Origin of the sequence: Actinobacillus porcinus, from assembly GCF_901764995.1 — a bacterium.
Taxonomy (GTDB): Bacteria; Pseudomonadota; Gammaproteobacteria; order Enterobacterales; family Pasteurellaceae; genus Exercitatus; species Exercitatus porcinus.
In genome coordinates this window covers 15,028-28,147 of sequence record NZ_CABFKI010000005.1, presented here as the reverse complement: position 1 = coordinate 28,147, position 13,120 = coordinate 15,028, and the positions used below count along the sequence as shown (strand labels likewise).

The 13,120-nt window shown below is 38.5% G+C and carries 12 protein-coding genes and 1 tRNA gene; 3 read left to right on the top strand and 10 right to left on the bottom strand.

What is annotated here, in order from left to right; all coding sequences use genetic code 11:
- The first annotated feature begins 2 nt into the window (after nt 1-2).
- From E7T07_RS04665 to der, 3 genes are all read left to right on the top strand, one after another.
- Nucleotides 3-79 (top strand) — tRNA-Asp (locus E7T07_RS04665).
- A 207-nt stretch (nt 80-286) separates the two neighbouring features.
- Nucleotides 287-1,348: a YedE family putative selenium transporter gene (yedE, locus tag E7T07_RS04660; protein ID WP_135709752.1), complete on the top strand. Its 1,062-nt coding sequence runs from the start codon at nt 287-289 to the stop codon at nt 1,346-1,348.
- A 164-nt stretch (nt 1,349-1,512) separates the two neighbouring features.
- Nucleotides 1,513-3,027, top strand: a complete 1,515-nt coding sequence (der, locus tag E7T07_RS04655) for a ribosome biogenesis GTPase Der (RefSeq protein WP_135709751.1) — start codon at nt 1,513-1,515, stop codon at nt 3,025-3,027.
- A gap of 150 nt (nt 3,028-3,177) precedes the next feature.
- On the opposite strand, the gene E7T07_RS04650 is transcribed toward der, so the two are convergent.
- From E7T07_RS04650 to E7T07_RS04605, 10 genes are all read right to left on the bottom strand, one after another.
- Nucleotides 3,178-4,386: an ATP-binding protein gene (locus tag E7T07_RS04650; RefSeq protein WP_135709750.1), complete on the bottom strand. Its 1,209-nt coding sequence runs from the start codon at nt 4,384-4,386 to the stop codon at nt 3,178-3,180.
- A 171-nt stretch (nt 4,387-4,557) separates the two neighbouring features.
- The gene (pepB, locus tag E7T07_RS04645; protein ID WP_135709884.1) at nt 4,558-5,865 is read right to left on the bottom strand and encodes an aminopeptidase PepB; all 1,308 of its coding nucleotides are present in this window, start codon (nt 5,863-5,865) and stop codon (nt 4,558-4,560) included.
- 176 nt (nt 5,866-6,041) lie between these two features.
- Nucleotides 6,042-6,314 (bottom strand): HigA family addiction module antitoxin, encoded by a 273-nt coding sequence (locus E7T07_RS04640; protein WP_180338713.1) that lies wholly within the window; start codon nt 6,312-6,314, stop codon nt 6,042-6,044.
- A gap of 8 nt (nt 6,315-6,322) precedes the next feature.
- Nucleotides 6,323-6,601, bottom strand: coding sequence for a type II toxin-antitoxin system RelE/ParE family toxin (locus E7T07_RS04635; protein ID WP_135709749.1), 279 nt, complete (start codon nt 6,599-6,601; stop codon nt 6,323-6,325).
- A 339-nt stretch (nt 6,602-6,940) separates the two neighbouring features.
- On the bottom strand, nt 6,941-7,483 hold the full coding sequence (gene rfbC / locus E7T07_RS04630; RefSeq protein ID WP_135709748.1) for a dTDP-4-dehydrorhamnose 3,5-epimerase: 543 nt from the start codon (nt 7,481-7,483) through the stop codon (nt 6,941-6,943).
- Nucleotides 7,480-8,358: a dTDP-4-dehydrorhamnose reductase gene (gene rfbD, locus E7T07_RS04625; protein ID WP_135709747.1), complete on the bottom strand. Its 879-nt coding sequence runs from the start codon at nt 8,356-8,358 to the stop codon at nt 7,480-7,482. Before rfbD ends, rfbC begins: the two co-directional genes overlap by 4 nt.
- The gene (gene rfbA / locus E7T07_RS04620) at nt 8,358-9,236 is read right to left on the bottom strand and encodes a glucose-1-phosphate thymidylyltransferase RfbA (protein ID WP_135709746.1); all 879 of its coding nucleotides are present in this window, start codon (nt 9,234-9,236) and stop codon (nt 8,358-8,360) included. Before rfbA ends, rfbD begins: the two co-directional genes overlap by 1 nt.
- Nucleotides 9,237-9,246: 10 nt before the next feature.
- Nucleotides 9,247-10,260, bottom strand: a complete 1,014-nt coding sequence (locus tag E7T07_RS04615) for a PDDEXK nuclease domain-containing protein (protein ID WP_135709745.1) — start codon at nt 10,258-10,260, stop codon at nt 9,247-9,249.
- A 6-nt stretch (nt 10,261-10,266) separates the two neighbouring features.
- Nucleotides 10,267-11,334, bottom strand: a complete 1,068-nt coding sequence (gene rffG, locus E7T07_RS04610) for a dTDP-glucose 4,6-dehydratase (protein WP_135709744.1) — start codon at nt 11,332-11,334, stop codon at nt 10,267-10,269.
- A 67-nt stretch (nt 11,335-11,401) separates the two neighbouring features.
- Complete coding sequence (locus E7T07_RS04605) at nt 11,402-13,120, bottom strand: DUF262 domain-containing protein (protein WP_135709743.1); 1,719 nt, start codon at nt 13,118-13,120, stop codon at nt 11,402-11,404.

The window sequence follows — 13,120 nt, the reverse complement described above, 5'->3', positions numbered from 1 at the left end:
GCGGAGTGGTAGTTCAGCTGGTTAGAATACCTGCCTGTCACGCAGGGGGTCGCGGGTTCGAGTCCCGTCCATTCCGCCAATATTTAGAAAGCACAGTTTTCAAAACTGTGCTTTTATTTTTTGTATTATTTTCAATATATTGATCTTCATCATTTTCATTCATCACATTAACTTGTACAATAAACACGTTTTACTCAATGTAGTTTATAGTTGATTTTCTATAAATTAACAGCAAGTATAAACCTCTCCAATTTATTTTAACTTTCGATATCATTAAGGTTTCATTATGAAAATTTCAAAATGGCCTATGGTTGCAGGTGCTGCACTTGGTATCATTGCTCCACTTCTAACCTACAATGGCAACCCGGCAAACATGGGGTTCTGCGCCGCATGTTTTTTACGTGACACTGCAGGCTCTATCGGGCTTCATCAAGCCGCTCCGTTACAATACATCCGCCCTGAGTTAATCGGTTTAATTTTGGGTGCATTAATCAGTGCATTGCTATCTAAAGAGTTCAAACCACGTGGTGGTTCTGCACCCTTTACCCGATTTTTTCTCGGTATTTTCGCCATGATTGGCGCCTTAGTATTTTTAGGTTGCCCATGGCGTGCTTATTTGCGCTTAGGTGGTGGGGATTTAACCGCCATAGCCGGAATTGCGGGCTTATTTGTTGGTGTACTGGGTGGAATTTTCTTTGCCAACAAAGGATTTTCCTTAGGGAAAGCCAAAGAACAATCAACAATCATTGGCTTCCTACCCATTATCATCGCGCTCCTACTATTTCTAGGTTTGCTGAGCCAATTTAGCTTGGGTGAAGGCTTGCCACTCTATTTTTCACAAAAAGGGCCTGCTGCTCAACATGCTAATCTATGGCTTTCTCTTGGTGCAGGTTTGATCTTAGGCGTCCTTATGCAAAAATCCCGTTTTTGTTCAATCGGCGCATTCCGTAATATGGTTTTATTCAAAGATCCGACTTTATTAAGTGGCGTGATTGCACTCGTTCTATTTGCAATGCTCACCAATTATTCCCTAGGGCAATTTCATTTAGGATTTGAAAAACAACCAATTGCTCACAATCAATGGCTTTGGAATTTCTTGGGTATGGCATTATGTGGGCTTTGCTTCGCCTTAGGTGGCGGCTGCCCCGGTAAGCATCTCGTTCACCTTGGTGAAGGCGATAATAATTCCAGTATGTTTATTTTAGGTATGCTTGTTGGTGCTGCCGCTGCACATCGCCTAAGCCTTGCGGCTTCAGGTGCCGGCATTAGCGAATATTCGCCTTACGCGTTACTGGCTGGCTTTATATTCTGTATTTACATTGGCTTAACAAGAAAATCTGCAGTCTAGGCCTTAAAGTGCGGTTAAAAATAATGAAATTTTAACCGCACTTTCCCCCATTTTCAGCGACTTTATTTCTCATCTTTAGGAAAATCCGCTATAATGCCCGATTATTTATTTTGCGCTTGAGCATTTAATCCAAGTGCTACTTTTCTAATTTATTGAGGTTTTTTATGACTACGCCAGTCGTTGCCCTAGTGGGTCGCCCTAATGTTGGCAAATCCACATTATTCAACCGATTAACACGCACACGTGACGCCCTTGTTGCCGACTTTCCAGGTCTAACACGCGACCGTAAATACGGTCAAGCCAATATTGCAGGCTATGATTTTATCGTTATCGATACAGGCGGTATTGATGGCTCTGAAGAAGGTGTGGAAGAAAAAATGGCGGAGCAATCTTTGCTTGCTATCGAAGAAGCGGATGTGGTTTTATTTCTCGTTGATGCTCGTGCAGGATTAACACCGGCAGATATCGGTATCGCCCATTATCTACGCCAACGCCAGAACAAAACCACGGTTGTGGTTGCCAACAAAACAGATGGTATTGATGCCGACAGCCATTGTGCTGAATTCTATCAATTAGGTTTAGGGGATATTGCACAAATTGCGGCAGCCCAAGGTCGCGGGGTAACCCAGCTTATGGAAGATGTCCTTGCGCCATTAGCCGCTAAGATGAATGAAGAAAGTGCGGTAGAAAATACAGAAGATTCAGCGCAAGATGAATGGGATAGTGATTTCGACTTTTCTGACGATAACGACACCGCGCTCCTTGATGAAGCGTTGGAAGAAGAAAACGAAGAGCCAGAAGATAAGAACATTAAAATTGCCATTGTGGGACGTCCAAATGTTGGAAAATCCACCTTAACCAACCGTATTCTAGGTGAAGATCGCGTGGTCGTTTATGATTTACCCGGCACAACACGCGATAGTATTTATATCCCCATGGAACGCGATGGACAACATTACACCATCATTGATACCGCTGGCGTGCGTAAACGCGGAAAAGTCCATTTAGCAGTTGAAAAATTCTCCGTGATTAAAACGTTGCAAGCGATTCAAGATGCCAATGTGGTGTTATTAACCATTGATGCGCGCGAAGGTATTTCAGACCAAGATCTTTCTTTGCTTGGCTTTATTTTGAACGCAGGACGCTCTTTAGTGATCGTGGTCAATAAATGGGATGGTTTGGATCAAGAGATCAAAGATCGCGTTAAATCAGAACTTGACCGCCGCCTTGATTTCATTGACTTTGCTCGTGTGCATTTTATTTCTGCTTTACACGGTAGCGGTGTCGGGAATTTATTTGACAGCGTTCGCGAAGCTTACGCTTGTGCAACGCAAAAAATGACAACCTCAATGCTCACACGTATCCTACAAATGGCTACAGATGAACATCAACCACCAATGATGAGTGGTCGCCGTATCAAATTAAAATACGCACACCCAGGTGGCTACAACCCGCCGATTATCGTTGTACACGGCAACCAAATTGAACGTTTACCTGATAGCTATAAGCGTTATTTATCAAATTATTATCGCCGTAGCTTAAAAATTATCGGCTCACCAATTCGTCTTCTATTCCAAGAAGGTAACAACCCATTTGCAGGAAAACGTAATAAATTGACACCAAGCCAATTACGTAAACGTAAGCGTTTAATGAAGTTTATCAAAAAATCGAAACGTTAGGCTTGTGGATGTTTCAAGATTGTAAAATCATCAATAGGTGTTTATTGGTGTAATAGACAAATTTGTTGCTATTACACCAAAACGATAACGGCTTTCTATTCAATAATAAAATGCCATCTGAAATTAAGTTTCAGATGGCATTTCTCACAGCTACCCCAACAAAAACGCCCCAATATGCTGATGCACAATGCCATCAATATTATCCTGCCAAAAATCGTCCATGGTTATCACATATTTTGGGTAGTTATCTGCAATGGCTTGCAAAGGCGAAAATTCTCGCTGAACGTTTTGCTCGCTTTCCAATTTATACGCCACTTGGATATAAATTTTTTCGTTTTGTTTTTGGGCGATAAAGTCAATTTCTTGCGTCCCCAATTTACCAATATACACTTGATAGCCACGGCGTTTGAGTTCTAAATAAACCAAATTTTCCAAAATACCCGAAATCAAACTGGTGCGAAAACCCATTGTGGCGTAAAGCAAGGACACATCGCCCAAATAAAATTTTTCTTGGGTTTTCAAAATCTCTTTGCCTTTAATATCAAATCGTTCAACACGGTGCAAAATAAAGGCACTTTCTAATGCTTTCAAATAATTATAAACGGTATTTAAATCTACTTTTCGCTGTTGGCTTTTGAAATAATCCGCTACATTTTTGCCTGAAAACGTGTTGCCGATATTGTCAAAAGCATATTTCACAATGCGTTCCAATAGCTCCACATCGCGAATTTTGTGGCGTTGTACCGTATCTCGCAAAATCACGGACGCATAGATATCTTGCACAATTTTGTAGACGGTTTCGGTTTCATAATCGGCGGTATGCACCATTGGAAAACCGCCTTTACACAAATATTCTGTGAAAAGTGCGGTGGAGTTTTGAATGATTTGCTGTGTGTATCCTGCCTTAAAATCTAAAAATTCTTGATACGACAGCGTAAAAATGGGAATTTCCACATAACGCCCAGCGAGATAAGTCGCCAATTCAGACGACAATAAATGTGAATTTGAACCTGTGATATACAAGTCAAGATTGAAATCCACCATAAACGCATTGACGGTTTTTTCCCAGTCTGCCACCTCCTGAATTTCATCAAGCAAAAGGTAGTATTTTTCGGCAGTCTGAATTTTTTCTTTTACCAAAGCATAGAGTTTGTCGGCAGTTTTAAAATCAGCAAAGGCAAAACTTTCAAAATTGATATGAATGACTTGTTGTTCGGCAATGCCTTGTGCCAATAATTCCGCTTGTAAAAGCTTGATGACCGTAGATTTTCCTGAACGGCGAATGCCTGTAATCACTTTGATTAAAGGCATATTGATGAAAGGTTTAAGTTGTTTGAGATAGTTGGGACGGTTAATCATCTTAAATTATTTTGGGTTACGTTCATAATTTAAGTGAATTTTATCATTTATTTATGGTTATAACCATAAAAATACAGCAAATTAAAAGTGTTTTTATGGAAAGAATAAAAACACTTTGTCATATACTCATTTCAGTATTAGCTAATGCTAATTTTATTGAGAGTTATTAGGCTAAAAGGATGCTGCTTGCGTTAACAACAAATTAGCAATAGTTTGAACTCCTATTCCCGTAGCGCCCGTTGCCCATAAATCACTGGCTGACTTGCGATAGGTGGCGGAACAATCAATATGCAACCAATTTTGCTGATAATTTTCCACAAAGTAAGACAAAAAGGCTGTTGCAGTGCTCGCGCCTGCACTTACAGCAACCGAACTCGTATTCGAAATTTTGGCAAAAGAAGAGCTAATTTGCTCACGGTGAAATGACTCAAAAGGCAAACGCCAAAATGGTTCTTGTTCATCCTGAGCCGAACGCAATAAAGCCGAAACTAACTCATCATCCATAGAAAGCACCGAATGATAGTCATTTCCTACCGCAATTTTCGCCGCACCTGTTAAGGTAGCCGCATCTAAAATAAACTGTGCTTTCTGCTCACTGGCGAGAATTAAACCATCCGCTAAAGCTAAACGCCCTTCCGCATCTGTATTCATAATTTCTGCCGTTACGTCATTACGATAAGTAATTACATCGCCCAGTTTAAATGCATTATGACTAACCATATTTTCTGCGCAGCATAAATATAATTTCACACGCTGTGTCAACCCGCGTGCAATAGCAAGCCCTAATGCGCCCACCAACAATGCAGCACCGCCCATATCGGATTTCATGCTTTCCATAAAATTACTTGGCTTAATGCTATAACCACCGCTATCAAAGGTAATCCCTTTCCCCACTAAGCACGCGAATACCGGAGCATCTTCATCCCCCGTTGGATTGAAATCCAGTTGCAACAAAGCCGGCGGATTCGCCGAACCTTTCCCGACCGCCCAAATTCCCTGATAATTTTGTTCTAATAACGTTTCTCCGGAAATAACCTCAAATTTGACCGCACTTTCACGCTCAACCTGTTCAGCCTGCTCAGAAATAAAATCAACAGATCGTCTCACAAGCTCAATAGGGGTAATAACTGATGAAGATAAATTAATGATTTCTCTAACAAAATCCCCACATTGAATTCGAGCAAGCAATTCATCATGATCCTCGCCTAACTCAGGAAACTCCACCGCCCAATCTTGTTTCGCGGTATAAAAACCTTGATAAAATACCCAACAATATTCTAATTGCCAAAGCTCACCCACTAACTCTACGTCTTTAATCCCCTGCCCTCGTAATTTACGTGCTGCTTTTTGAACAAAAGTGCGGTGATTCTTCTCGTTATTTTGCGCAAGATGAATAATCGCCTGCTCACCATTAAAACTTAATAAGGCATTATCACCCCAAGCTTGAGATGCTTTTTCAGTTGAAAGTAAAATCTGCATTGCCATATAAACTCCCTAAAAAGAAAAACTGATACAGTATGCCTTACTATATCAGTTTTTCTAGGGCTTGTTGATGCTTTGATGTTGCAAAATCATCAATAGGTATTTATTTAATATCCCAGCATAGCTGTTTTTTAATGCCCATTTAACTCAATCCGCGTTTACAATTAACCGATTTAGGCGTAAAGCGGCGTGATATGAAAGGTTTGATTTTGTTCTATTTGCCACAAATCATAATCAGCCTGCATACCAAGCCACATACTTGGGCTGTTATTTAACGCAAGTCCGATACGAGTTGCCATTTCAGGTGTAATGGCGGTTTTACCATTGAGAATACGAGAGAGCGAAATACGAGAAACACCCAGTTTTTGAGCAACGTCCCCCACTTTCATTCCGTCAATATATTCTCTTAATACTAAACCCGGATGCGGTGGATTATGCATTTTCATAGTATCTCCTAGTGATAATCTTGATAATCAACGATTTCAGCGTGCCCATTTTCAAATTTAAAGGTAATACGCCAGTTTCCGTTTACGGTAATTGACCAATGCTCTTTGAGATGACCTTTTAATGGATGTAATCGCCAACAGGGCGCATTCATATCTTGTGGACAAGTCGCACGATTGAGTGCATCTAGTTGTAGCCGTAATTTCGTTGCATGTTTGGCTTGAATACCTGCGGTTGAACCTGTGGTAAAAAATCGTTCAAGCCCCTTGTGTTTAAACGATAAAATCATTTCCAGCCTCTTTGTATACAGAAAGTATACATTTTAAAAGCGTTTTGTAAAGTAGTGTGGTTATCTTAATCCTAAGGAGAGCTGTTTACTAAAGGTTATTTTGCTGATGGGTGTGGTTGTCAATATCACATAATGAAATTCTCTTTATCTAGTAGTAATTTAATTCGATTAAAGATTGTAAGGGGACAAAGGCTGATATTCAAAAAGGAAGTATTAGGCTCACTGCTTTTGTGACTAAACTTCTGTAAAGTCTGTTTATAATAGTGCAATAGAGACATAGTAGACAAATTTGTTGTCTATGACCATTTTATCTACTATGCCTTTTATTCATTGGACGAATTAATCAAATAAAACCGCATCTTGTAGCCGTTTACCCGCTAAATCCTTCGCCGATAAACTCGGTTCGCCATCTAGCGGCCATTCAATCCCAACCGTTGGGTCATTCCAAATCAAAGAATGTTCTGCTTTAGGATTATAATAATCCGTACATTTATAAGTAAATTCTGCGGTTTCGGTCAATACATAAAAACCGTGCGCAAAACCTTCTGGTACCCATAATTGACGTTTATTTTCAGCAGATAGAATTTCGCCAACCCATTGCCCAAAGGTTGGTGAGTTTTTACGTAAATCTACGGCAACATCAAAAACTGCGCCTTGTACAACACGAACTAACTTGCCTTGTGTGTTTTCAGTTTGGTAGTGCAAACCTCGTAAAACGCCTTTGATTGATTTTGAATGGTTTTCTTGTACAAAAGTACGATCTGCCACATTTTGTTTAAACCATTCATCACGGAAAGTCTCCATAAAAAAGCCACGTTCATCACCAAAAACTTGTGGCTCTAATAATTTCACGTCAGGAATGTTTGTTTCAATAATTTTCATGATGCGTATGCCTTAATGTTTTTTAATGCTTTCTGCCAATCACTTGGTTCAATGTTAAAGGTTTGCTTAATTTTCGTCAAATCCAAACGTGAATTTGCCGGGCGTTTGGCCGGTGTTGGGTATTCCGCTGTGGTAATTGCTTTTAAGTGCGGTTGTTTTTCAAGAAGTTTTTGCGATTCTGCTTCAACAAAAATTGCGTTGGCGAACTCATACCAACTCACATAAGGCTTGCCTGTAAAATGATAAACGCCAAAAGCATTTTCTTTGCCAGCAAGAATTTGATTAGCAATTTCAATTAATGCTTTTGCAATATCACCTGCGTAGGTTGGGCCACCAAATTGATCGCCCACAATACCTAAACTATCACGATCTTTTGCTAAACGAAGCATTGTTTTGACAAAATTATGTCCGTGTTCGCCAAATACCCAAGCAGTACGTAAAATGATAGAGCGAGGATTTGCTTGTTGAACGGCAATTTCGCCTTCTAATTTTGTACGCCCATAAACACCTTGTGGATTGGTTTGATCCTCTTCTTTATATTCGCCCGAGCCAGTGCCTTCAAACACATAGTCGGTAGAAATATGCAAGATAATCGCACCAATTTCATTAGCCGCTTCGGCAAGATATTGTGGGCCTTTAACATTGATTGCTTCTGATAGCTCAACTTCACTTTCAGCACGATCAACCGCCGTATGTGCTGCGGCATTGATAATGACATCGGGCTTAAAAGTTTCAACGATTTTTTTCACCGCACTTTGATCGGTAATATCTAACTCATCTCGATCTACCGCTAAAATTTCAGCTTTGCCGGTTAATTGCTGCGTTAAACAATGTCCAACCTGCCCTTTTGCGCCGGTAATTAAGAACTTCGCCATTATTTACCACCTTTGACTAAACGTAATAAATACTGACCATATTCATTTTTTGCCATTGGTTTCGCAAGGGTTTCAACTTGTTGAGAAGTAAGCCAGCCATTACGCCAAGCAATTTCTTCCAAACAAGCCACATGTAAATTCTGCAAACTTTGTACTGTTTTTACAAAGGAGGCGGCATCGTGTAAGCTATCGTGAGTTCCTGTATCTAGCCATGCAAAACCACGACCTAAAATTTGAACATTCAACGAACCATCTTTTAAATAAAGATCATTTAGATCGGTAATTTCCAACTCACCACGTGCCGAAGGTTTGACTTGCTTAGCAAACTCAACCACCCGATTATCGTAGAAATACAATCCTGTGACGGCATAATTGGATTTAGGTTTAGCGGGTTTCTCTTCAATTGAAATCGCTTTTAAATTTTCATCAAACTCCACCACACCAAAACGCTCAGGATCTCGGACTTGATACCCAAATACCGCCGCACCCTTCTGTTCAACTTGTTCAACAGCGGCTTTTAATGCAGCGGTAAAATGCTGACCGTAAAAAATATTATCGCCAAGCACCAAACAAACACTGTCATTGCCGATAAATTCTTCACCAATCAAGAACGCTTGTGCTAAACCGTCAGGGCTTGGTTGGATCGCATATTGCAGATGGATACCAAAATCAGAACCATCGCCGAGTAAACGCTTAAATGCCTCATTATCTTCAGGTGTAGTGATGATCAATACATCACGAATGCCCGCTAACATCAATACTGATAACGGATAATAAATCATCGGTTTATCATAAACAGGAAGAAGTTGCTTTGATACACCACGGGTGATCGGATACAAGCGAGTGCCTGAACCGCCTGCGAGAATTATGCCTTTCATATATTTTCTCTTAATTTTCATTTAATTGTTTGGCTATTGCTAAACGTTCTTTAGCCTCAATTAAACTTTTGTGTAACTGTTGTTCTAATAATTCTTTAGGTGGTAATTCTGTCCAATATTCTGCGACCAAGATTCCACTTTGTGAAAGCTGTAAAAGCTCTACTTGTTCTTTACTATTTTCAGCACATAAAATTAGCCCAATAGGCGACTCTTCCCCATCTTGACGCTCATACTTATTTAGCCAGTTAAGGTAGAGTTCCATTTGTCCTTTATCTTGTGCTTTAAATTTTCCGACTTTTAACTCTATAGCAACCAATCTCCTTAATTTTCGATGGAAAAATAAGAGATCTAAATAGAAATCCTCACCATCAATAATCATACGCTTTTGACGTTCAACAAACGCAAAGCCCTTGCCAAGTTCTAAAATAAACTGTTCTAATTCTTGTAAAATAGCCAGTTCTAAGTCTCTTTCTAAATACCCGGAAGGTAAATTAAGAAAATCTAATAAATAAGGTTCCTTAAAAGTATCTAATGGCAAAACAGGTGAATGTTTTGCTTGGAAATTAGCAAGTTGAGTACGCTCAAAAGCTTTAGTTTCAATATTTCTACGTAATTCACGAACACTGAGCTTAGATTCAAACGCTAAATTTGCATAGAATCTTTTTGCATCCTTATTCTTAAGCGGAAGTAACTCAACGATATGAGACCAACTTAATTTAATAAAAATATTGCCATCATTTTCTAAGCTCGGCACTTCATTAGCAAATTGCATCATACGGCGCAAATTACGTAATGAAAAATTTCGCCCATACTTCTCTGTTAATTGTGTCGACAATGTCGACACAATTTTTTGCCCATATTCAGCTCTTTCATTTAATAATACGTCATTGTTTATCTTTTGCCCTACGTGCCAAAATAAAGCCACAAGCGAACTATTTGCATAACTAATAACATGTCGTTGAGCTTTATCTATCAGTAGAGATAATTCAGTAAATAAATTATCCGTATTAATTAAATCATTCATCTTAATTTATTTAATCCCCAAACGTTCTAAATTATAAGAACCATCTAATACACGGCTCCACCATTTTTTGTTATTTAAGTACCATTCCACGGTTTTACGAATACCGGTTTCAAAAGTTTCTCGTGGTTTCCAGCCTAATTCCTTACCAATTTTGGTGGCATCAATCGCATAACGCACATCGTGCCCTGGGCGGTCAGTTACATAAGTGATTAAATCTTCATATTTCGCCACGCCAGCCGGTTTATTCGGAACAAGTTCTTCCAATAAGCCACAAATTGTACGAACCACTTCGATATTTGCTTTTTCATTATGTCCGCCAATATTATAGGTTTCGCCCACAACACCTTCCGTAACCACTTTATATAGCGCACGAGCGTGATCTTCCACAAATAACCAATCACGAATTTGCATACCATTGCCATACACTGGCAATTTTTTCCCTTCTAATGCATTTAAAATCATTAATGGAATGAGCTTTTCAGGGAAATGGAACGGACCATAGTTATTTGAGCAGTTAGTGACAATGGTTGGTAATCCATAAGTACGTAACCAAGCACGCACTAAGTGATCGCTGGAGGCTTTTGACGCTGAATATGGGCTAGATGGTGCATAAGGCGTTGTTTCGGTGAAAAGATCGTCTGTTCCTTCCAAATCCCCATAAACCTCATCGGTTGAAATATGGTGGAAGCGGAAAGCGGATTTTCTTTCTTCAGGCAAGTTATTCCAATAGCTACGAGCCACTTCTAATAAGGTGTAAGTACCAACGATATTGGTTTCAATAAACGCAGCCGGCCCGTCAATAGAACGATCCACGTGGCTTTCTGCCGCAAGGTGCATCACTGCGTCAGGTTGATGTTGCGCAAAAACACGTTCTAATGCGGCTTTATCGCAAATATCAACTTGTTCAAAAGCATAACGTGGATTATTTTCGACCGCTTCGAGTGATTCTAAATTCCCTGCATAGGTTAATTTATCTACGTTAATCACCGAATCTTGAGTGTCGTTAATGATATGGCGAACGACTGCAGAGCCAATAAAGCCTGCGCCACCTGTTACTAAAATTTTTTTTGTCATTTTATTTTTCTCGATATAATCATTATTTTTAATTTGTCATATAACTTATTTAAGCAATATTAATAAGCTAACTTAATTGTGCAACTCGCCAAATTGTTTTAGCTTGATTTGCAAGCCATCTTTGCCAAGATGATATTGTTTGAGGTGTCCACTCAGTATATTGTTCTGCTAATTTTTTGGTTAATGCAAAATGACTTTCTTTAAGAATTTCTCGTTTCTGAGAATATTCAGCAACCCCTAGTTTTCTATTGGCATTTGATTGTAACAAAGTCATATTTCCCAAACGATAAGTCAATGCATTCATTTCTTCATAGCTGAAATTCCCCCAATTATCTGGTGCATTTTGAGGTAAGATATGTTCAATATTAAAAGTATCACTTGAAAAATCAATTTCTACGCTATTTGAAATATAGTGTTCAATTTCACATAAAATGAAACGTACTAATTGAGTGCTTCTAGAATCTGTTGTTTTAATCACTTTTTCTGCAAAATCTCTGCTGAAACGTTGATCATCAATATAAACCGATTTTAATAAACCTAATGCTTGATTTGCATTAGTAATTTTTTTCTTATTTATATGCTCAACAACATTATTATAAGCTCGTTCTAATTCGGCAGGGCTATACGTACCTATCGTATTATATCTAAAAGAAATTACCATAATAGCATAGAGTAATTTGGTAAAATTCTCTCTATCAAATTCACGCTTTGCACTTAACAATAAGGAAAATGGCTGACGAACTCGGAAAAGTTTCAATATATTTACCAAACGTTTATCTTCTAGCGACCAATCAGAAATATCAGGGGAAGATAAAGACAAATAGGTATCTAAATCCTCTTCCATTCCTCTCAATAATGCAAAAACAGCTGCTCTATCTCGAATATTATTTCGAATTACTTTGAACAATTCTGTATGTCGAGTGAATTTATTTCGACTATTCCAATAAATACGTAAAAAATCAGGAAATTTTTCTGACTGAAGACGATTGACTATATTTTCCCAACGCTCTTCTAAATTTCTTAATTCGTGAGTATTTTCTTGATTTTTATCTAAAATAGAAAAAAGATAATTTTTTAATAAATCAGTCGAAGAAAGACGAACACCACGAGAATTAAGTGTTTCAAATACTTTATAAGCATTTAATTCATCAGAAACAGTAATTACCGTAAAAAATAAGTTATCGCTGATATATTCAACTAATTGTGCTAATCGAACACCTTCATTACCCTCTTCTCGATTTAAATATTGATCTACCTTTTGATAAAACCAATCAAATGCTTTACGCAATAAATGCTCTGAAGCTCTCAGTCCTCTTTGCGGTAATTTCGCTAATGGAACCAAATAATTCTGAAAATAATCATTATTATTACGGTTCAAGGTTAATTTAGGGCGAGAAACTAATGTAACAGGATCGAGATAGCCTATATATGTTTGACGAATTTGCTCTAAACGTCTTGCATTGGCATTAGCATCAATATTTTCATCAATTAAATCTTGAAGTTTTTTTAAAACCGCTAAAATTATTAATGTTGCTGTTGTTAAACGTTGTTGCCCATCAATAACATCAAATGATTTATCATCGGTGGATTGAAGAACCAAATAGCCCATATAATGAGCAGAGTCTGTGGATTCTTCAATAATTCCCATAATATCTACCCATAAATCTTCCCATTGTTCAGCATCCCAACTGTAATCACGCTGAAAACGAGGAATTTTATAAGTTAAGCCATTTCCAATAAGTTTTCTTAATGTATTATTTTCTGTTTTAAAATTTGTTGCTGTCAT

What these genes read in the sequence shown, in the direction of transcription:
- rfbD (WP_135709747.1), bottom strand. Translation starts at nt 8,358, where the DNA reads ATGGCGAAGTTCTTAATTACCGGCGCAAAAGGGCAGGTTGGACATTGT.
- der (WP_135709751.1), top strand. Translation starts at nt 1,513, where the DNA reads ATGACTACGCCAGTCGTTGCCCTAGTGGGTCGCCCTAATGTTGGCAAA.
- E7T07_RS04635 (WP_135709749.1), bottom strand. Translation starts at nt 6,601, where the DNA reads ATGATTTTATCGTTTAAACACAAGGGGCTTGAACGATTTTTTACCACA.
- E7T07_RS04650 (WP_135709750.1), bottom strand. Translation starts at nt 4,386, where the DNA reads ATGATTAACCGTCCCAACTATCTCAAACAACTTAAACCTTTCATCAAT.
- yedE (WP_135709752.1), top strand. Translation starts at nt 287, where the DNA reads ATGAAAATTTCAAAATGGCCTATGGTTGCAGGTGCTGCACTTGGTATC.
- E7T07_RS04615 (WP_135709745.1), bottom strand. Translation starts at nt 10,260, where the DNA reads ATGAATGATTTAATTAATACGGATAATTTATTTACTGAATTATCTCTA.
- pepB (WP_135709884.1), bottom strand. Translation starts at nt 5,865, where the DNA reads ATGCAGATTTTACTTTCAACTGAAAAAGCATCTCAAGCTTGGGGTGAT.
- E7T07_RS04640 (WP_180338713.1), bottom strand. Translation starts at nt 6,314, where the DNA reads ATGAAAATGCATAATCCACCGCATCCGGGTTTAGTATTAAGAGAATAT.
- E7T07_RS04605 (WP_135709743.1), bottom strand. Translation starts at nt 13,120, where the DNA reads ATGACAGCAACAAATTTTAAAACAGAAAATAATACATTAAGAAAACTT.
- rfbC (WP_135709748.1), bottom strand. Translation starts at nt 7,483, where the DNA reads ATGAAAATTATTGAAACAAACATTCCTGACGTGAAATTATTAGAGCCA.
- rffG (WP_135709744.1), bottom strand. Translation starts at nt 11,334, where the DNA reads ATGACAAAAAAAATTTTAGTAACAGGTGGCGCAGGCTTTATTGGCTCT.
- rfbA (WP_135709746.1), bottom strand. Translation starts at nt 9,236, where the DNA reads ATGAAAGGCATAATTCTCGCAGGCGGTTCAGGCACTCGCTTGTATCCG.